Annotated in this window: 20 protein-coding genes; 5 read left to right on the top strand and 15 right to left on the bottom strand. The window is 71.4% G+C overall.

Annotated elements, in window-relative coordinates; all coding sequences use genetic code 11:
- Positions 1–116 precede the first annotated feature (116 nt).
- The 11 genes from BM204_RS03285 to BM204_RS03235 form a co-directional block, all read right to left on the bottom strand.
- Complete coding sequence (locus BM204_RS03285) at positions 117–1358, bottom strand: MFS transporter (protein ID WP_091110367.1); 1242 nt, start codon at positions 1356–1358, stop codon at positions 117–119.
- A gap of 27 nt (positions 1359–1385) precedes the next feature.
- Positions 1386–2894: an LVIVD repeat-containing protein gene (locus BM204_RS03280; RefSeq protein ID WP_091110365.1), complete on the bottom strand. Its 1509-nt coding sequence runs from the start codon at positions 2892–2894 to the stop codon at positions 1386–1388.
- Between the two features lie 93 nt (positions 2895–2987).
- The gene (locus BM204_RS03275) at positions 2988–3194 is read right to left on the bottom strand and encodes a hypothetical protein (RefSeq protein WP_091110363.1); all 207 of its coding nucleotides are present in this window, start codon (positions 3192–3194) and stop codon (positions 2988–2990) included.
- Positions 3195–3268: 74 nt separating this feature from the next.
- Positions 3269–4156: a bifunctional DNA-formamidopyrimidine glycosylase/DNA-(apurinic or apyrimidinic site) lyase gene (gene mutM, locus BM204_RS03270; RefSeq protein ID WP_091110361.1), complete on the bottom strand. Its 888-nt coding sequence runs from the start codon at positions 4154–4156 to the stop codon at positions 3269–3271.
- Positions 4157–4173: 17 nt separating this feature from the next.
- Positions 4174–4887, bottom strand: a complete 714-nt coding sequence (gene rnc / locus BM204_RS03265; protein WP_439895887.1) for a ribonuclease III — start codon at positions 4885–4887, stop codon at positions 4174–4176.
- Positions 4888–4949: 62 nt separating this feature from the next.
- Positions 4950–5135 carry a 50S ribosomal protein L32 gene (gene rpmF, locus BM204_RS03260; protein ID WP_091110359.1) on the bottom strand — a complete coding sequence of 62 codons (186 nt, stop codon included), beginning with the start codon at positions 5133–5135 and terminating at the stop codon, positions 4950–4952.
- A 63-nt stretch (positions 5136–5198) separates the two neighbouring features.
- Positions 5199–5726 (bottom strand): YceD family protein, encoded by a 528-nt coding sequence (locus BM204_RS03255; RefSeq protein ID WP_246165836.1) that lies wholly within the window; start codon positions 5724–5726, stop codon positions 5199–5201.
- A gap of 104 nt (positions 5727–5830) precedes the next feature.
- A complete protein-coding gene (coaD, locus tag BM204_RS03250) occupies positions 5831–6331 on the bottom strand; it encodes a pantetheine-phosphate adenylyltransferase (protein WP_091110358.1) in 501 nt (166 codons plus the stop codon).
- A 10-nt stretch (positions 6332–6341) separates the two neighbouring features.
- On the bottom strand, positions 6342–6932 hold the full coding sequence (gene rsmD, locus BM204_RS03245) for a 16S rRNA (guanine(966)-N(2))-methyltransferase RsmD (RefSeq protein ID WP_091110356.1): 591 nt from the start codon (positions 6930–6932) through the stop codon (positions 6342–6344).
- Between the two features lie 7 nt (positions 6933–6939).
- Positions 6940–9192, bottom strand: a complete 2253-nt coding sequence (locus BM204_RS03240; protein WP_091110355.1) for an ATP-dependent DNA helicase RecG — start codon at positions 9190–9192, stop codon at positions 6940–6942.
- Between the two features lie 10 nt (positions 9193–9202).
- Positions 9203–10873: a DAK2 domain-containing protein gene (locus tag BM204_RS03235; protein WP_091110353.1), complete on the bottom strand. Its 1671-nt coding sequence runs from the start codon at positions 10871–10873 to the stop codon at positions 9203–9205.
- Between the two features lie 143 nt (positions 10874–11016).
- On the opposite strand from BM204_RS03235, the gene rpmB reads away from it, so the two are divergent.
- Positions 11017–11202, top strand: a complete 186-nt coding sequence (gene rpmB, locus BM204_RS03230) for a 50S ribosomal protein L28 (RefSeq protein WP_056862348.1) — start codon at positions 11017–11019, stop codon at positions 11200–11202.
- A 217-nt stretch (positions 11203–11419) separates the two neighbouring features.
- Here the strand turns inward: rpmB and BM204_RS03225 are convergent, their stop codons facing one another.
- On the bottom strand, positions 11420–12373 hold the full coding sequence (locus BM204_RS03225; protein ID WP_091110352.1) for a thiamine-phosphate kinase: 954 nt from the start codon (positions 12371–12373) through the stop codon (positions 11420–11422).
- 147 nt (positions 12374–12520) lie between these two features.
- On the opposite strand from BM204_RS03225, the gene BM204_RS22510 reads away from it, so the two are divergent.
- Positions 12521–12757, top strand: a complete 237-nt coding sequence (locus BM204_RS22510) for an Lrp/AsnC ligand binding domain-containing protein (protein WP_091021602.1) — start codon at positions 12521–12523, stop codon at positions 12755–12757.
- A gap of 11 nt (positions 12758–12768) precedes the next feature.
- Positions 12769–13305, top strand: coding sequence for a DUF3515 domain-containing protein (locus tag BM204_RS03215; RefSeq protein WP_170259066.1), 537 nt, complete (start codon positions 12769–12771; stop codon positions 13303–13305).
- A gap of 3 nt (positions 13306–13308) precedes the next feature.
- On the opposite strand, the gene BM204_RS03210 is transcribed toward BM204_RS03215, so the two are convergent.
- Positions 13309–14439: a D-alanine--D-alanine ligase family protein gene (locus BM204_RS03210; protein ID WP_091110350.1), complete on the bottom strand. Its 1131-nt coding sequence runs from the start codon at positions 14437–14439 to the stop codon at positions 13309–13311.
- A gap of 32 nt (positions 14440–14471) precedes the next feature.
- Between BM204_RS03210 and BM204_RS03205 the strand changes: the two genes are divergently transcribed.
- Positions 14472–15548 carry a trans-sulfuration enzyme family protein gene (locus BM204_RS03205; RefSeq protein ID WP_091110349.1) on the top strand — a complete coding sequence of 359 codons (1077 nt, stop codon included), beginning with the start codon at positions 14472–14474 and terminating at the stop codon, positions 15546–15548.
- Between the two features lie 94 nt (positions 15549–15642).
- On the opposite strand, the gene BM204_RS03200 is transcribed toward BM204_RS03205, so the two are convergent.
- A complete protein-coding gene (locus BM204_RS03200) occupies positions 15643–16647 on the bottom strand; it encodes an NAD(P)H-dependent glycerol-3-phosphate dehydrogenase (RefSeq protein WP_091110347.1) in 1005 nt (334 codons plus the stop codon).
- Positions 16644–17402, bottom strand: a complete 759-nt coding sequence (locus BM204_RS03195; protein ID WP_246165834.1) for a lysophospholipid acyltransferase family protein — start codon at positions 17400–17402, stop codon at positions 16644–16646. The genes BM204_RS03200 and BM204_RS03195 overlap by 4 nt, the downstream gene beginning before the upstream one ends.
- 74 nt (positions 17403–17476) lie before the next feature.
- Here BM204_RS03195 and cofC point away from each other — a divergent pair, with 74 nt between their 5' ends.
- Complete coding sequence (cofC, locus tag BM204_RS03190) at positions 17477–18106, top strand: 2-phospho-L-lactate guanylyltransferase (protein WP_246165832.1); 630 nt, start codon at positions 17477–17479, stop codon at positions 18104–18106.
- Positions 18107–18269: the final 163 nt, after the last annotated feature.

Here is an 18269-nt window from a genome sequence, read left to right as displayed (position 1 = left end):
CCGGATGTCCGGGGACCCCGTCGCTTGAGGGGTGTTGCAACCCCTGACAAGCGACCGACTCGCCCACCTGGTACGACGAGCCCGAAGGTCGACAGCCACCCCGAGGAGGGCGCGGCTCACCCGGGCGCGGGCGCCTCGTCGGCGTGAGCGATGTGGCTCAGCTGCGACCAGATGAGGACCACGAACACCGCGGAGCCGGCGAACGCGAACCAGAACGGCGCGGTGACGCCGAAGGACTGCGCCAGCGCTCCCCCGATGCCCGCGCCGACGACCAGCCCGCCGTAGATGCCGACGGTGTAGACCGAGCCCACGCGGCCCTGGAGCGCCGTCGGCACCGCGCGTTGGCGCACGGTCACCGACGTAGTGCCCCAGATGAACGCGTGGGCGCCGAACACGAAGAAGATGACCATCGCGACCCACGGGACCGTGGTGATCGCGAGCGCGAGGTGGGTGAACGTCTCGATGACCAGCCCGACGCGCATCAGGTTGCCGAGCAACACCCGCCGCGTGATCGCGCCGTAGCAGAGCGTGCCGATCAGCCCCCCGACCGCCGAGATCGTCGTGAGCAGGCCGAAGCCGACCGCACCGAGCCCGAGCCGGTCGCTGGCGTAGAGCACCAGGACCGACCAGGCCGCACCGAAGGTGATGTTGAAGGTGAAGATCGTCAGCACCAGGGTGCGCACGGCTGCGTGGTGGCGCACCCACCGGAAGCCCTCCACGATCTCGGCACGCACCCGCTGGCCCTCCACCGCCGCACGCACCGGGCGCCCCACCGTCAGCCGCGAGATCAGCACCGCGCCGAGCAGCACGAGCACCGCCTGCATGGCGAAGGGCCAGGCCATGCCCGCGGCGAACAGCCCCGCCCCGATCGGCGGACCGGCGAGCTGGTTGACGGTGATGAAGCCGGTCTGCAGCCGCGCGTTGCCCACTGCCAGGTCGTCGCGGTCGACGATCATCGGCAACAGCGTGCTCGAGGCGTTGTCGGCGAAGATCTCGGCCGTCCCGAGCAGGAAGAGCGACCCGAGCACCAGCCCGACCGACACATGGTCCGTCGCCACCGCGCCCGCCAGCACCACCAGCACCCCGCAACGCACGAGGTCGACGGTGACCACGATCAGCCTCCGGTCGAGGCGGTCGGTGAGCGCACCGGCGTACAGCCCGAAGATCAGCGGCGGCGCCCACTGCAGCAGCGCGGCCAGCGCGACGAGGAACTCCTGGTCGGTCTGCGACGCGACCAGGAGGGGGCCCGCGGCGAGCGCGAGACCATCGCCCAGGTTGCTGATCCAGGACGACGCGAGCAGCCACCTGAAGTCGGTGCCGAGGCGCCGCGGCACCACGGTCTCGACGAGTCTGCTCACAAGCAGCAGACCCTACGACGACCGGCGTCAGGCCACTGGAGCCGGCCGACGCCGGCGTCGTACGGCGAACGCGGCGGCCATCGCCGCACCCACGACCCCGAGCGGTACGACGCCGCCCGTGACGCGCTGCCCGACCGTGCGCTCGCTGCCCCTCGAGGCAGGCGGGACGGCGCCGCGACCGTCGCCGGGCACGTCGACGGCGTAGACGTCCAGCCCACGCACGAGGTCGATCGCGTAGAGGACGTTGGTGCGCGCTCCGGTCTGCTTGCCGCTCTTGTAGACCGGCACCCACATCGCGTCCCAGACCTCCGAGAGGCCCCAGATCGAGTGGGCGTAGGGCTTGATGTCGCGGGGGTCGCGCACGTCGAGCACCTGGGTGCCACCGCCGTAGAAACCGGCAGCGACCAGACCGCCGGGGCGGTAGTCGAACCAGTGCGAGGAGCAGAAGGCCCCTCGGGGCAGCGGGAAGTTTCCGAGGTCGGCCAGCTCGACCTTGTCGAGTGGGACGATCGCCGACGGGGTGCCGTCGAGGCGCTTGACCCACCAGGTCTGGAAGGAACCGGCGAGGGCACAGTCGGTCTGCTCGTAGTCCTCCTCGGTCACCAGCAGCACGTTGCCGTTGGCGATCGAGGGCCGCGTGCCGGGCTCGAACGCCGTCGCGTTGGGTCGGAAGGAGTTGTGCAGGATGAAGTCGTTGTAGCCCGGGAACCGCGGGTCCTCGCCGGCGCCGGCCTTGCCGGTCGTGGTGATCAGCCGCGGCCGGGCCGGCGTGCTGGCATCCCACATCGACGCACCACTGAAGCCGGTGTGGGTGCCGACGCCGGCCGCGTCGAAGTTCCACTTGTGGCCGCCGGTCGGCGAGGCGAAGGGCTGCACCCCGGCCTGCTTCGGCCGGGCGTCGACCTCGACGGGCTTGCGGAGGTTGCGCAGGTCGAAGACGGAGAAGTCGTCCCTGCCGCCGGCGGAGTAGGCGTAGCGGCAGCTGCGCTCCTGGACGCAGGCGACCGTGTGGGTGCTGGTCGCCCCGGGCGTGCGCGACAGGATCGTGGGCGCCGACGGCTTCGTGACGTCGACCACGATGAGCTCGTTGCCGCCCGCGTTGACGTGCTCGATGTCGTCAGGCGAGGCCTGGACCAGGTCGACGCCGATCAGCGCGAAGCGCTGGGTGCCGCGCGAGGTGGTGCGCTCACCGCAGTTCATCGCCTCGTTCTCGAAGAGGACGTCGAGCAGCGTGCCGACCAGGCGCGGCTGGGCCGGGTTGCTGACGTTCCACACCCGCAGCGAGTCGACGCCGCTGGTCACGAAGATCGGCGCGGTCTTCATGAAGCAGCCCGAGATGCCGGTCTGCGTCGGGTTGGAGGAGAGCTGCGCGATCCGGTCGCTCTCGACGACCGAGCTGGTCCGGCCCTGACGCTCGGACATCTCGGCGAGCCGGTCGCGGGTGCTGTCGGCAGACGCCGGCGCGGCCGGTGTCGCCAGCGCGAGGGAGGAACCGAGGAGGAGGCTGGCCGCTAGAGCGGCGAAGGAGAGGCGCACGGAGGGTCAACGACCTACGTGCGGAGCGGTCACGCGACCGCCCGGTGTGCCCGGGGGAACGAGCTGGACGAGCTGTGCGAGGAGCCGTGAGGCTCAGGCGGGCTGCATCTCCTGCAGGGGCGCGGCGTGGAGGTCGTGCAGGTCGGCCGTCTGGGCGGCGACGAGCTGGTCGTTCTCCTCGCTGAGCCGCAGGACCAGGTCCTCCAGCTCACGCACGCGGGTGCGGAGCCGAGCGTTGTCGGCAGACAGTCGCGGGTCTCGCAGGTCGCTGTAGATGTGTCCCATCAGCGCCTTGGCCATGACATCGAGCCTTTCGGAAGCGGTGGCGGCCCGGAGTGAGCCGTCTACAAGAGTCCCACCGAGGGGCGTCGGGGTCAATCCGGGACGGGGGTGCCGGGGCGCCCCACGCGACGGGCGCGCGGGGCCGGCTGGCAGGCCGGACAGAAGTACGACGAACGGTTCATGAAGGCGATCCGTCGGATGGGGGTGCTGCAGCGCTCGCACGGCTCGCCCTCGCGTCCGTAGGCGTGGAGCGAGCGGTCGAAGTAGCCCGACTCCCCGTTGACGTTGACGTAGAGGGCGTCGAAGGACGTGCCGCCCTGGCCGAGCGCCTCGCTCATCACGTCGCGGGCGTGGCCCAGGAGGGTCCGCAGCTGGGGGCCTGTCAGGCGGTCCCCCGGTCGGTCGCCGTGGAGCCGTGAGCGCCAGAGCGACTCGTCGGCGTAGATGTTGCCGACACCCGAGATGAGCCCTTGGTCGAGCAGCAGCCGCTTGACCCCCGAGCTGCGCCGACGGGCTCGCCGCAGGAACTCGTCATCGTCGAAAGCGGGGTCCAGGGGGTCGCGGGCGATGTGGGCGATCTCGGCGGGCAGGTCGGCGCCGCCGGTCGAGACCGACAGGCCGCCGAACATCCGCTGGTCGACGAAGCGCAGCTCACGCCCCTCGTCCGCGCCGTCGAGCACGAAACGCACCCGCAGGTGGCGCTCATCAGGCAGCGTGGGCGGCTGGACGAGCAGCTGGCCGCTCATGCCGAGGTGGCCGAGGATCGCGTCGCCGTTGTCGAGCGGGATCCAGAGGTACTTGCCGCGACGCCGGGCCGCCACGAGGCGGCGACCGACCAGGGCCTGCGCGAAGCCCGAGGCGCCGCGGGGATCGCGGCGTACGGGCCGGCCGTGGAGGACGTCGACGCGGGTGATCGTGGCGCCGAGGACGTGGCGCTCGAGGCCGGCGCGGACGACCTCGACCTCGGGCAGCTCCGGCACCTCAGAGCTCCGGCACGTCAGTCGGTGGCGGCGGACGCGCTGCCAGAGGAGTTGCCCGAGGGTTTGCCAGAGGGGATGTCGGCCACCGGCAGCCCGGCGACGATCTCGCCGTAGGCGGTCTCGGCGCACGCCTGCTCGGCTTCCTTCTTGGAGCGGCCGACGCCGTTGCCGTAGATCGACTCCCCCACCCGGACCTGCGCGGTAAAGGTCTTCATGTGGTCGGGGCCGTCGTCCTCGATGAGGTATTCCGGGACGCCCAGGGCGTGCTCGGCGGCCAGCTCCTGCAGGGAGGTCTTCCAGTCGAGCCCCGCACCCATGGCGGACGCCGCCTCGATGAGCGGGTCGAAGAGCAGGTGGACGACCTCGGAGGACGTCACGATGCCGCCACCGCTGAGGTGGACCGCGCCGATGACGGCCTCGACGGTGTCGGAGAGGATGGAGGCCTTGTGGCGACCGCCGGTCGCCTCCTCGCCGCGTCCGAGCTTGACGTAGTCGCCGAGCCCGATGCCGCGCGCCACCTCGGCCAGGGCACGCGCGTTGACGACCGCGGCGCGCAGCTTGGCCAACCGGCCCTCGGAGAGGTCCGGGTGGGTGAGGTAGAGCGTCTCGGTCACGACGACGCCGAGCACGGAGTCGCCCAGGAACTCCAGGCGCTCGTTGGTCGGCAGCCCACCGTTCTCGTAGGCGTAGGACCGGTGCGTCAGGGCGCGCTCGAGGAGCCCGGGATCCAGCTCTGGATCACCGAGCGCTCGTCGCAGTTCGCTGTAGTTGCTCAGCGGAGGCGTCGCAGGCCTCAGAGGACCTGGCGACGGTCGGCCTTCGCGCCGTACTGGCCGCAGGTGCCACAGGCACGGTGCGGGAGGTGCTTGGCAGCACAGGCGGGGTTGGCGCAGGTCACCAGGGAAGGCGCGACGGCCTTCCACTGCGAGCGACGGTGACGCGTGTTGCTGCGCGACATCTTCCGCTTCGGGACAGCCACTGTTATCTCCTCTTACATCGACCGGAGGCCCGGTCAGGCTCTGAACAAGTCAGTCTTCGCTGGTCAGTCTTCGTCGTGCTGGAGCTCGGTCAGCCCCGCCCAACGCGGGTCGATCGGCGCCTCGTGCGTGTGCTCGGGGTCATCCGCCAGCCGCGCGCCACACTCGACGCACAATCCGGGACAATCCTCTTCACACAGCGGCTGGAACGGTAGCGCGAGCACTACCGCGTCCCGCAGCAGGGGCTCGAGGTCGAGCAGGTCGTCCTCGAGCATGCTGACCCCGTCGTCGTCCTCGGGGTCGTAACCCGCGGTGGCGGCCTGGTCGTCGTAGAGGAACAGCTCCTGGAACCTCACGTCGACGTCGTCGTCGATCGGCTCCAGGCACCGCACACACTCACCCTCGAGCGAGGCCAGGGCCTCGCACGTGACCAGGACACCCTCCATGACCGCCTCGATCCGCAGGTCGAGTTCGACCGGCGCACCTTCGGGGACACGAAGGACTTCGATGCCCAGATCTGCCGGGGCCAGGATCGTCCGTGACACTTCGCGCTGGGACCCCGGGCGGCGGCCGAGCTCGCGTGTATCGAGCACGAGCGGCGCTCTCGGGTCCAATTTGCTCAGTGGATCACTTTCAGTTCCGGGCACAACAGATCAGCGATGATCGTATCCGTCCGGGCGGGCCCGGGGCAAAACGACTACGCCTCGTCGGCCTGTGCCGCGCGCTCGGCGAGCCGCGCGAGCAGCGCGGTGTTGACGAAGTCGGGGATCAGCCCGGAGACGTCGCCGCCGAAGGTCGCGACCTCCTTGACCAGGCTCGAGGCCAGGAAGGAGTACTCCGGGCTGGTGGGCACGAAGACAGTCTCGACATCGGTGAGCGAGGAGTTCATCTGGGCCATCTGGAGCTCGTAGTCGAAGTCGCTCACGGCGCGCAGCCCCTTGACGATGGCGTGGATGCCGTGGTGCTGGCAGAAGGTCGTCAGGAGCCCCTTGAAGCCGTCGACGCGCACGTTGGCGAACGGCGCGCACGCCTGCTCGAGCATCGCGATGCGCTCCTCGGCCGTGAACAGCCGATTCTTGGACTTGTTGACCCCGACCGCCACGACGACCTCGTCGAAGAGCGTCGAGGCACGCTGGACGATGTCGAGGTGACCGTTGGTCACGGGGTCGAAGGACCCGGGGCAGACGGCTCGGCGCACGAGGTGGTCCTCACTCCTGCTGGTGGTCGGGGAGCCCGTCGAGGGCTGCGTGACCGTACCAAAGAACGGTCTCGCCGTAGTGCTTCGACCGGGTGTCCTCGAAGTCGCTCGGCCAGGTCGGCTCGGGGCTGCGCCGGGAGCGCTCGACGACCACCAGGGCGCCCGGGACGAGCCAGCCGTGCTCGACCAGGGCCGCGAGGTCGACGGCCAGCCCGTCCTCGTCGAGGGCGTAGGGCGGGTCGCTGAAGACGACGTCGTAGGGCGCCGCCGGGGGCCGGCGCAGGGTCGCGCCCACGGCGACCGCGCGCACGTCGGCCCGAGTGAAGCCGATCGTGCGGGCGTTGTCACTCACCAGCGCCGCCGTACGTCGGTCCTGCTCGACGAGGGTGACGACCCCGGCGCCGCGGGACCAGGCCTCCAGGCCCACAGCACCTGAGCCGGCATAGAGGTCGAGGAAGCGCAGGCCGTGCAGGGAGCCGCACCACGCCTCGACTGCCGAGAAGAAGGCCTCGCGGACCCGGTCGCTCGTGGGTCGGGTGGTGGAGCCGGGCGGTGTCTTCAGGCGGCGGCCCTTGGCTGCGCCGGCGATGATCCGGGTCACGCGGTCCTCATGACTTCTCGATGAACTGGCCCTGCTGGGACAGCTCCAGGTCGGCGACGGCCACCCCGAGGGCGGGGGCGTCGAGCAGGTCGGGGTCACGGTCGAGCAGCGTCTCCGCGGCCTCGCGGGCCTGAAGGATCGTCTTCTCGTCCCGCAGGACCCGCAGGTTGACCAGGCCGGAGCGGCCGCCGGCCTGGGAGGCGCCGAGCACGTCGCCCTCGCGGCGCAGCTCGAGGTCGAGGCGGCTCAGCTCGAAGCCGTCGGTCGTGCTCGCCACCGCAGCGAGCCGCTCGAGCGCGGGCGAGAGGTACGGCGCGTGCGTCACCAGCAGGCACAGGCCGGGGTGTCCGCCACGGCCCACGCGGCCGCGCAGCTGGTGGAGCTGGGAGACGCCGAAGCGGTCGGCGTCGAGGAGCACCATCGCGGTCGCGTTGGCGACGTCGACGCCGACCTCGATGACGGTCGTGGAGACCAGCACGTCGATGTCGCCGGCGTTGAAGGCCCGCATGGTGGCGTCCTTCTCGTCGGCGCCCATGCGGCCGTGGAGCATGGCGACCCGCAGCCCGTTGAGCTCGCCCAGCTGGAGCTCGACCACGACCTGCTCGACGGCAGCCAGCGGCGGACGCGTCTCCTCGGGCGGGATCGGCAGGCCGTCCTCGTCGAGCTCGAGCTGGTCGGCCTCCCCCTGCTCGAGCTCGTCGCCGGCGATGCGGGGGCACACGACGTAGGCCTGGTGGCCCTTGGCGACCTCCTCCCGGATCCGCTCCCACACCCGGGAGATCCACGTCGGGTGCTCGAGGGTGTTGACGACGTTGGTCTGGATCGGCGCCCGCCCGGCCGGCAGCTCGGTGAGGACCGAGGTCTCGAGGTCGCCGAAGACGGTCATCGCGACGGTGCGCGGGATCGGGGTCGCCGTCATGACCAGCACGTGGGGCGGCATCACCGACTTGGCGGTAAGGGCGGCGCGCTGCTCGACGCCGAAGCGGTGCTGCTCGTCGACGACGACCAGGCCGAGATCGGCGAAGATCACCTTGTCCTCCAGCAGGGCGTGGGTGCCGATCACGAGGCCCGACTCCCCGCTGGCCAGACGCGACATCGGCGCCGTGCGCTGGGTCTTGGTCATCGAGCCGGTGAGCAGCTCGACGGCCGTGCCCGCCTCGGGCCCGCCGAGCATCCCGCCGAGCGCGAGGTCGCCGAGCATGGCGGTGATCGAGCGGTAGTGCTGCTGGGCGAGGACCTCGGTCGGCGCGAGGAGCGCCGCTTGTCCCCCGGAGTCGACGACCGTCAGCATCGCGCGCAGCGCCACGAGCGTCTTGCCGGAGCCGACCTCTCCCTGGAGCAGTCGGTTCATGGGGTGTGGCTGGGCAAGGTCGGCCTCGACCTGCGCCCCTACCTGGCGCTGCCCGTCGGTGAGCGTGAAGGGCAGCCGGTCGTCGAACGCTGCGAGCAGCGCGCCGTCGCCGCCGGTGCGGGCGTGGGCGCCGAGGGCCCGGACAGCGCGGCGACGCTTGCCGAGCACCAGCTGGGTGACCAGCGCCTCCTCGAAGCGGTAGCGCCGACGGGCCGCCTGGACCTGGGAGAAGTCCTCGGGCGCGTGGATCCAGGTGAGGGCGGTGTGGGCGTCGACGACGTCGTGCACGCGGCGTACGTCGTCAGGGATGAGCTCGAGGGGAGGCTCGACGACCGAGCGGGCGAAGGTGACCGCGCGCAGGATGTCCCAGTGATCGACACCCTTGGTGAGGGGGTAGAGCGGGTAGAGCGGCGGGATCAGCTCCAGCGCGTCGACCTCCTCCCCGGACCCGTCGCCGGACCCGCCTCCACTCCCGAACAGCACCATCGTCGGGTTGGTGAGCTGCCACTCGTCGCGGAAGCGCCCGGCCTGGCCGATGAAGAGGCCCTGGCGCCCCGCAGGGAGCCGGCGCGCCTGGTAGTCGGAGACGTGCTTGCTCTTGGCGAAGTGGGTCAGCCGCAGACTCGTCCCATCGGTGTGCACGAGGGTCTCGAGGCGGTAGGCCACTTTGCCGGAGCGCCGATCGGTGTAGGAGCGCACCTCGGTCTTGCCGAGCTCCCCCACGACGGTAAGCATCTGGCCGGGCTCCAGCTCGTCGACGCGGGTCAGCTCGCCAGTCTTGATGTAGCGCCGGGGGAAGTGGTGCAGGAGGTCTCCGACCGTCTCGATGCGGAGGTTCTTCACGACCTTGTCGCGCTTGCCCTTGGCGTCGCCGAACACCGCGGCGACGGGGCTGTCGAGGCTGATCACACGTGCCCTCTCACTCGACGGACAGGAGCAGCGGGTAACGCTCCTGACCACCGTCGTACACCACGACGTCGACATGGGGGTGGTGCTGGTCGACCCAGGCGGCCGCCTGCTCGGCCAGCCCGTCGCTCCCCTCCCCCGCCACCAGGGTCACCAGCTCGCCACCGCCGGCCAGGAGCCGGTCGAGGACGCCCGAGGCGACGTCGGCCAGGTCGTGACCGACGACCGCGAAGTCGCCCGCGATCACGCCGAGCACGTCGCCGGGCTCGCACGGCCCGGCCATGGTCATGGCCTGGCGTGCCGCGATCGTGACCGCTCCGTGGCGCGCGTGGCGGGCGGTCGCGGTCATCTCCAGCACGTCCTGGTCGAAGGTGCGGGCCGGCTCGTGGACCGCCAGGGCCGCCAGGCCCTGCACCTGCGCCTGCGTCGGGATGACCGCCACCCGCACGGTGCCGAGGGCCGCGTCGGTCTCGACCAGCTGGGCGGCGATCTGGGCGACGCGGACGGAGTCGGCGTCGTTGGGCAGCACCACGACCTCCTCGGCTCGGCAGCCGGTGATGGCCTGGACGATCTGACCGGTGGAGGGCCGGCGACCGGGACCGCCGTGGACGACCACCGCACCGGCCTCGCCGAACAGATCGGCCAGGCCGGGGCCGGCGGCGACCGCGACGATCCTGCGACCGGAGCGCGCGCCCCGCACCCGCCGGGCCTCGACCACCTGCTCGGCGAAGTGCGTCACCCGGACGCGGTGCGGACGCCCGGCCTCGATGCCGGCCTCGATCGCGGCGCCCACGTCGTCGACGTGCACGTGGACGTTCCACAGGCCCTCGCCGCCGACCACGACGAGGGAGTCGCCCAGTCCGTCGAGCGCGGCGCGCAGGGGTGCAATGGCCTCATCGGCGGCGTCGAGGAGGTACATCACCTCGTAGGCCGGGCCGTCCGCCGTGAGGTCGCCCTCGGGCAGGGCTCGGGTCGGCGCGTTCGGGATGGGGATGGAGCCCTGGCCGAGCGGGCTGGTCACCGGCACCGGTCGACGGCCGGTCAGCACGGTCTCGGCGGCGTCGAGGATCACGCTGAGCCCGCGGCCACCGGCGTCGACGACCCCCGCGTCACGCAGGACCTGCAGCTGCTCCGGGGTGCGGGCCAGGGCCTCGCGTGCCGCCCGGGCCGCACTGGTGAACACGTCGCCGGCCCGCACCCGGGGGTCGCCGGCCAGCGCCAGCGCGGCCTCGGAGGCGGCCCGCGCGACCGTCAGCATGGTCCCCTCGACCGGGCGTCCGACCGCTGCATAGCTCGCCTCGGTCGCGTCGTGGAGCGCGTCGGCCATGACGCGCGCGTTGCGCTCCTCGGGCTTCGAGGTCGCGATGCGTCGCGCGATCGCCCCCAGCATCTCGCTGAGGATCACCCCGGAGTTGCCCCGCGCGCCCAGCAGTGCACCCCGGCGGAAGACCGCGAGGGCCTCGTCCCGGTCGATGTCGGGCTTGCTGCCGGCGGCCTCGCGGATGGCGTCACGCGCGGCGGAGACGGTGAGATACATGTTGGTGCCGGTGTCACCATCGGGCACGGGGTAGACGTTGAGGGCGTCGATCTCCTCCCGGGCCTCGGCGAGGGCGTCGGTGGCCACGTCGACGAAGCGGAGCACGACCGCGAGCTCGATGATGCCGCTGCGCGGGGTCTCTTCCATCGCCTGCCTCGGGTCGGGGGTCGGAGCGGCAAGACTAGTCGGACCGGCACGATTTTCTGCTCAGGCATCAGTCGGATACTCTTGCTCGGTTGCCCGTTCTGCGGGCCCCTCGTTCATCACCTCGATCATCAGGAGCAATCACCGTGGCTGCCGTCTGCGACATCTGCGCCAAGAAGCCTGGCTTCGGCAACAACCGGCCATGGTCGCGCAAGATCACGAAGCGCCGTTTCGACCCCAACATCCAGCGCGTGCGTGCCAAGGTCAACGGCACCCCCAAGCGCCTCAACGTGTGCACCGGCTGCCTCAAGGCCGGCAAGGTCTCTCGCTGACCTGAGCCACAGCTTCGAGAAGACCGTCACCTCCGGGTGGCGGTCTTCTTGCATTTCGTCCCGCGACACCGAGCCGTGCAGCGCACCGGCCCGAGACCTGCCTGGCCACCTGCCTCGGCGAGACGGGCAGACCGCACGCGATGGCCCGGGAGCCAGGGCGACCGCGCCTGGAGCAGATCCGGCGACGCGACCCCATCTCGCCGCGACGGCGGCGGAACTAGAAGTGGGTCCAGCCGGTGGCGCCGTCGTACGCCGAGCCATCGACGGTGACGACGGGGTCGCCCTCGAGGACCTCGCCGACGACCGTCCAGCCGTCGGGGACTGATGCTGCGTCGGGGAAGGTGGCGAGCAGGGCGTGGTCGTCGCCGCCTCCGAGGATGAACTCGATGGGGTCGGCGCCGGTGGCGGCGGCGACGGCCTGGAGGGGCTCGGGAATCTCGAAGGCCGCCCGACGGACGTCGATGCTGACCCCGGAGCCCTCGGCGAGGTGGGCCGCGTCGCCGAGGAGGCCGTCGGAGACGTCGATCATCGCGGTGGCGCCCGCCTCGGCGGCGATCGCGCCGGCGTCGTAGGGCGGCTCGGGGCGTCGGTAGGCCTCGACCAGGATCCGCGGGGAGCGGAAGCCGCGGCCCAGGACGGCCAGTCCCCCGGCGGCCCAGCCCTGGCGGCCGGTGATCGCCAGGACGTCGCCGGGCCCGGCACCGGAGCGCACGACCGGGGCCTGGGTGCAGGCGCCGATGACGGTGACTGCGATGACGACCTGGTCGGCGCGGGTGACATCTCCCCCGACGACGCTGGCACCGACGAGCGCGCACTCGGCCGCGAAGCCGGCAGCGAAGTCCAGCGCCCACCGGACCGGGAGGTCGGGCGGGGCCGCCAGGCCGACGGTCAGGGAGTGCGCCCGGCCGCCCATCGCGTTGATGTCGGAGAGGTTCTGCGCCGCCGCTCGGTGCCCGACGTCCTCGGCCGAGGCCCAGTCACGGCGGAAGTGACGTCCCTCGACCATGAGGTCGGTGGAGACCACCACGTGCCCGTTGCGGATCCGCAGCACCGCGGCGTCGTCGCCCGGCCCGATCAGGACGTGCTCGCCCTGGGGGAAGAGCGCCACGAGGTCGGAGATGAGGCCGAACTCACCGGCGTCGGCCAGGGTCGCGTCGGGCGGGAGAGGCATGACCCCATCCCACCAGATGCGTGCGCGGCTCCCCGACCGGGGACGGCTATGGACACCCGTGAGCGGTCCGATAGGTTGGCCGTCACACTGATCCACGCACCGACACACAGATGTCGCACGAGACATCGTCAGCTGAGGGAGACACCCATGGTCGTCCAGGCGTACATCCTGATCCAGACCGACGTCGGCAAGGCCGCCGAGGTCGCCAAGGCGATCGCCGCGGTCAAGGGCGTGACGCTCGCCGAGGACGTCACCGGCCCCTACGACGTCATCGTGCGCGCCGAGGCGCGCAACGTCGACGAGCTGGGCAAGCTCGTGGTCGCCAAGGTGCAGACCCTCGACGGGATCACCCGCACCCTGACCTGCCCGGTCGTCCACATCTGAGCACCGGGCGCTTGAGCCTCACGCACTTCCGGCGACGCCCCGGACCCGCTCGGGTCCGGGGCGTCGCCGCGTCCGCTGCCTTCCCGACGCTCGCCACGCTCTCGCTGCTCCTGAGCGCCTGCAGCAGCACGCCCGAGATCGCCTCGGCCGACCTCGGGACCGAGGACCAGCAGGCATGCGAGCAGCTGGTCGACGCCCTGCCCGCGACGCTCAACGACCTCGAGCAGGTCGACGTGGAGCCGGCCGACGCGCTCGGTGCGGCCTGGGGCGACCCGGCCATCGTCCTGACGTGCGGGGTCGCGCTGCCCGACGACTACGACCCGTTCTCGACCTGCGACGACGTCAACGGGGTGGGTTGGTTCGCGCCGCCCGACTCGCTGGAGGAGGACGCGCAGGACGAGCAGGTCACCGTGACCGCGGTGAGCTACCGCCCACTCATCCAGCTCGTGGTGCCGGCGGACTACCGCCCCGACGGCGTGTCCGCGGCGCTGACCGACCTCACGGAGGCCGTGAAGTCGACGTTGCGCCTCGAGCAGCCCTGCACCTGACCCTCAGCGCAGGCCGGTGTCGCGCGCGAGGGCAAGCCGGATCAGCCGGTCGACGAGCTCGGGATAGGGCACGCCGCTCGCCGCCCACATCTGGGGATACATCGAGGTCGGCGTGAAGCCCGGCATCGTGTTGATCTCGTTGACGACCAGGGAGCTGTCGGGCATCACGAAGAAGTCGACCCTGGCCAGTCCCTCGCAGCTCACTGCCTCGAACGCCCGGGCCGCCAGCGCCCGCAGCTCCTCGGCGACGCCCGGGGGCAGCTCGGCCGGGATGTCGATCTCGGTGTGCTCACCGGGGAGGTACTTGGCGGCGAAGTCGTAGAACTCGTGGTCGCTGCCGACCCGCAGCTCGGCGGGCTGGCTGGTCTCGGGAGTGCCGTCCAGGGCCTGGAGGACCCCGCACTCGACCTCGCGGGCGCCCTCGGCCGAGACCTCGACGAGCGCCTTGGGGTCGTGACGGTGCGCCTCCTCGAGGCCGGCGTCGAGCTCGGTGGCGTCGTGGACCTTGGAGATGCCGATGCTCGAGCCACCGCGAGCGGGTTTCACGAAGAGGGGGTAGCCGAGCTCGTCGGCCTGCGCGCGGCACGCCCCGGCGTCGCGGGCCCAGTCTCGCGCGGTGATCGTGACCGAGGGCAGGACGGGCAGGCCTGCAGCAGTGAGCACGACCTTCATATAGGCCTTGTCCATGCTGACGGCCGAGGCGAGCACGCCCGCGCCGACGTACCTCACGCCTGCCATCTCGAACATGCCCTGGATGGTGCCGTCCTCGCCCCACGGCCCGTGCAGCAGCGGGAAGACGACGTCGACCTCGCCGAGGGTGCGCGGGGGCTGGGAGGGCTCGGTGACGACCAGGTCGGTGCTCGCGGCCTGCTGCGCCAGCGCCACCGGTGCCCTCTCGCCGTCCACGCTCGGCAGTCGGCCGACTCCCTCGATGCGCAGCCGGTCCGGGTCCCCGCTCTCGAGCACCCAGCGTCCGTCGGTGGCGATGCCGATCGGCACCACGTCGTAGACGTCGCGGTCGATGGCCTTCAGGACGCTGCCGGCTGTGACGCACGAGATCGCGTGCTCGCTGGAGCGGCCGCCGAAGACGACGGCGACGCGGGGCTTGCGGCTCTCGGGGGTGGTCGCGTTCATCGCAACGACCTTATCGGCCTAGGCTTCCGGACATGACCGAGGACTCGCCCGACCTGCAGCCAGCGACCATCGCGGTGACCGCCGGACGCCCCCCGCACGTGTCCGACGAGCCCCTCAACACCCCGATCACGATGACCTCGACGTACGTCGCCGGTGGCGACCGTGAGTACGGCCGTTACGGCAACCCCACCTGGGCGGCGTTCGAGGAGGCACTCGGCGCCCTGGAGGGTGGTCGCTGCCTCAGCTACGCCAGCGGCATGGCCGCGGTCTCGACGGTGCTCGACCTGGTCGGCCAGGGCGGCAAGGTCGTCGCCCCCCAGCACTCCTACACCGGCACGCTGCTCCAGCTGGCAGACCTCGAGTCCCGCGGTCGCATCACCAGCGAGCTCGTCGACATCACCGACACCGCGGCCGTCGCGGCCGCCTGCGTCGACGCCGCGCTCGTGTGGTTCGAGTCCCCGACCAACCCCGCGCTGGAGGTCGCCGACATCGCCGCCATCGCCGAGGCCGCACACGACGCGGGTGCCTACGTCGTCGTCGACAACACCTTCGCCACTCCGCTGCTCCAACAGCCGCTGACGATGGGGGCCGACATCGTCGTGCACTCCGTCACCAAGTACCTCGCCGGCCACAGCGACGTCCTCATGGGCGCGATCGTCACCGCCGACGACGAGCTCTACGGTGTGCTCAAGGGCCGCCGCGACCTCCTCGGATCGACGCCGGGCACCCTCGAGGCCTACCTCGCGCTGCGCGGGCTGCGCACGCTCCACCTGCGTGTCGAGCGGGCCCAGGCGAACGCCACCACGCTCGTCGAGCGCCTGCGCGAGCACCCGGCGATCAGCGAGGTCCGCTACCCCGGCTTCGGAGGCATCGTCTCGATCGTGCTGGCCGGCGAGGCGTTGGCCGCCGACCTGCTGGTGCAGAAGACCAGGCTGTGGGTCCACGCGACCAGCCTCGGTGGTGTCGAGTCGACCTTCGAGCGCCGGCGCCGCTGGAAGGCCGAGCCGACCACGATCCCGGAAGGCCTGGTGCGGCTCTCCGTGGGCATCGAGGACGTCGAGGACCTGTGGCGCGACCTCGGCTCGGCGTTGGACACGCTGGTCGTCTGAGGGTCGGCGCGCCGACGGGTGGCGGTGACCTGTGGGCGATCCCGCACTCGTCATACCTCCCAAGGTCCACCGCCCACGCGGACCAGCCGGCCGCTCAGTCAGTCTCGGCCTTGGTGTCGCGTGCGATGAACGCGTCGACCATGTCCTTGGCCGTCATCGTGCCCGCGACCACCGCGTCGACGTGGTGCGCGACCGGGGCATCGACGCCCGACTGGTTGGCCAGCGCCAGCAGCGACGAGCAGGACTTGGCGCCCTCGGCGACCTGACGCGTCGAGGCGATGATCTCCTCGGTGGTCATGCCCTTGCCGAGGTTCTCCCCGAAGGTCCGGTTGCGCGAGAGCGGGGAGGAGCATGTCGCGACGAGGTCGCCGAGCCCCGCGAGACCCATCAGGGTGAGCGGGTTGGCGCCGAGCTTCATCGCGAGTCGGGCCGTCTCCGCCAGGCCACGGGTGATCACCGAGGCGGTCGTGTTGTCGCCGAAGCCGAGACCCACGGCCATGCCGACCGACAGGGCCACGACGTTCTTGTAGGCGCCGCCGAGCTCGCAGCCGAGCACATCGACGCTGGTGTAGGGCCGGAAGGCCGGTGAGTGCACGCGGGCCTGGAGCATCCGCGCCACGTCCTCGTCCTCGCACGCGACCACCGACGCCGCGGGTTCGCGACGGGCGATCTCCTTGGCCAGGTTGGGGCCGCTGATGACCGCGATCCGCTCAGGCCCGGCTCCGGTCACCTCGGCGATCACCTCGCTCATCCGCTTGAGGCTGCCGAGCTCGACGCCCTTCATCAGCGAGACCATGACGGCGTCCTTGCCGACGTACGGCGCCCACTCGACGAGGTTGGCGCGCAAGGACTGGGAGGGGACCGCGAGCACCACGACGTCGGCGTCGGCGAGGGCCTTCTCGGGGTCGTGCGTGGCGTTGACGGCCGAGGGCAGCTCGATGCCGGGCAGGTAGTCGACGTTCTCGTGCTGATCGTTGATGGTGGCGCAGACCTCCGCGCGCCGCCCCCAGATCGTGACGTCGTTGCCACCGTCGGCGAGCACGATGGAGAACGCCGTCCCCCAGGAACCGGCTCCGAGGATCGCGATCTTCGTGCTCACAGCTCGTCCTTCGTGTCGGGGGTGCTGGCCGGGCGGGTGCCGACCTTGCGCATGTCGAACCGTTCGGCGGGGGCGCTCTCGCCCCGGACGTCCTCCACGAGACCGGTGATCGCCGCCATGATGCGGTCGGTCGCCTCCTTGATGACGACGTGGCCGCGTGGCTGGTCAGCCAGGTCGGACAGGTCGAGCGGGTCGCCGACCTTCATCCGGATCAGCTTGCGCGGGAAGAGGTCGGGCTTGCTGGCGTAGGGGTAGAGGATGCGGTGGGCACCCCACTGACCGACCGGGATGACCGGGCAGCCGGTCTCGAGGGCGATGCGGGCGGCGCCGGACTTGCCCGTCATCGGCCACAGGTCGGGGTCGCGGGTGATGGTGCCCTCGGGGTAGACCACCACGACCTTGCCCGCGCGCACGGCATCCACCGCCGCGGTGAAGGCACCGACCGCGTTGCTGCTGGCCCGCTCCACGGGGATCTGGCCGGCCGCACGCATGAGGAAGCCCAGCACCAAGTTCCCGAAGAGGCTCGACTTGGCCAGGTAGTGCGGCACACGCCCGTGGTCGTAGACCAGGTGGGCCGCCGTGAGCGGGTCGACGTGGGAGACGTGGTTGAGCACCACGACACACCCCCCGCTGGCCGGCAGCTTCTCGCCGTCGATCCAGTCGTGGGTCGTCGTGGCAAGCAGCACCGGCTTCACGATCGCCACGGCGAACGCGAATCCCGGTCGGCGCTTCTCCTGCATTGTGCGAACCTTCACGGGAGTGCAGGTTACTCGCCGACGTGACCGAGGCCACCGTCTCGCCGCGCCGAGTCTCCTGACAGGATCGTGGGGTGGTCACGTCCTACGTCGTCGTGGTGCCGGTCAAGCCCCCGGCGCACGGCAAGTCCCGGATGACAGGTCTCGACGACCGACAGCGTCGCGCCCTCGCGCGCGCCTTCGCCCTCGACACCGTGGCCGCCTGCCTGGCCACGGAGCACGTCGATGCCGTGCTCGTCGCGACCGATGACGCCGCGTTCTCCCGGGAGTTCGAGAGCCTCGGCTGCGTGACCATCCCCGACGGCGACACCAACGACCTCAATGCCGCGTTGCGCCAGGCCGTGGCGGAGGCGCGACGCCGCTTCCCCGACCTCACGCCGGCCGCGCTCTGCGCCGACCTGCCATCCCTCCGGCCCGCTGACCTCAGCCGGGCCCTCGCCTCGGTCGTGCCCGGCGGGCCGTCGTTCGCACCTGACGCCGAGGGCGTCGGAACGACGCTCTACACGGCGCCGTACGACGAGTTCGACCCCGAGTTCGGCGTCGGCTCTCGTCGTGCGCACCGCGCTTCCGGCGGGGTCGAGGTCGGACTCGACCTGCCTTCGCTGCGGCGTGACGTGGACGACCTCGACGACCTGCGCGACGCCCGGTCCCTGGGGCTCGGGCCGGAGACCGCCGCTCTCGTCGCAGAGCTCGACCTGACATGACGACGGGCCGTCCCCCGATGGAGGACGGCCCGTTCGTGGTGGTTCAGGACTTCTTGGCGGGAGCCTTCTTCGCAGGTGCCTTCTTGGCAGCAGGTGCTGCCTTCTTGGCCGGAGCCGCCTTCTTGGCAGCAGGTGCCGCCTTCTTCGCCGGAGCCGCCTTCTT

It is taken from the genome of Nocardioides psychrotolerans (genome assembly GCF_900113685.1).
Lineage (GTDB): Bacteria > Actinomycetota > Actinomycetes > Propionibacteriales > Nocardioidaceae > Nocardioides > Nocardioides psychrotolerans.
The sequence above is the reverse complement of the archived record's forward strand: the minus strand, read 5'-3'. Positions and strand labels throughout refer to the sequence as shown.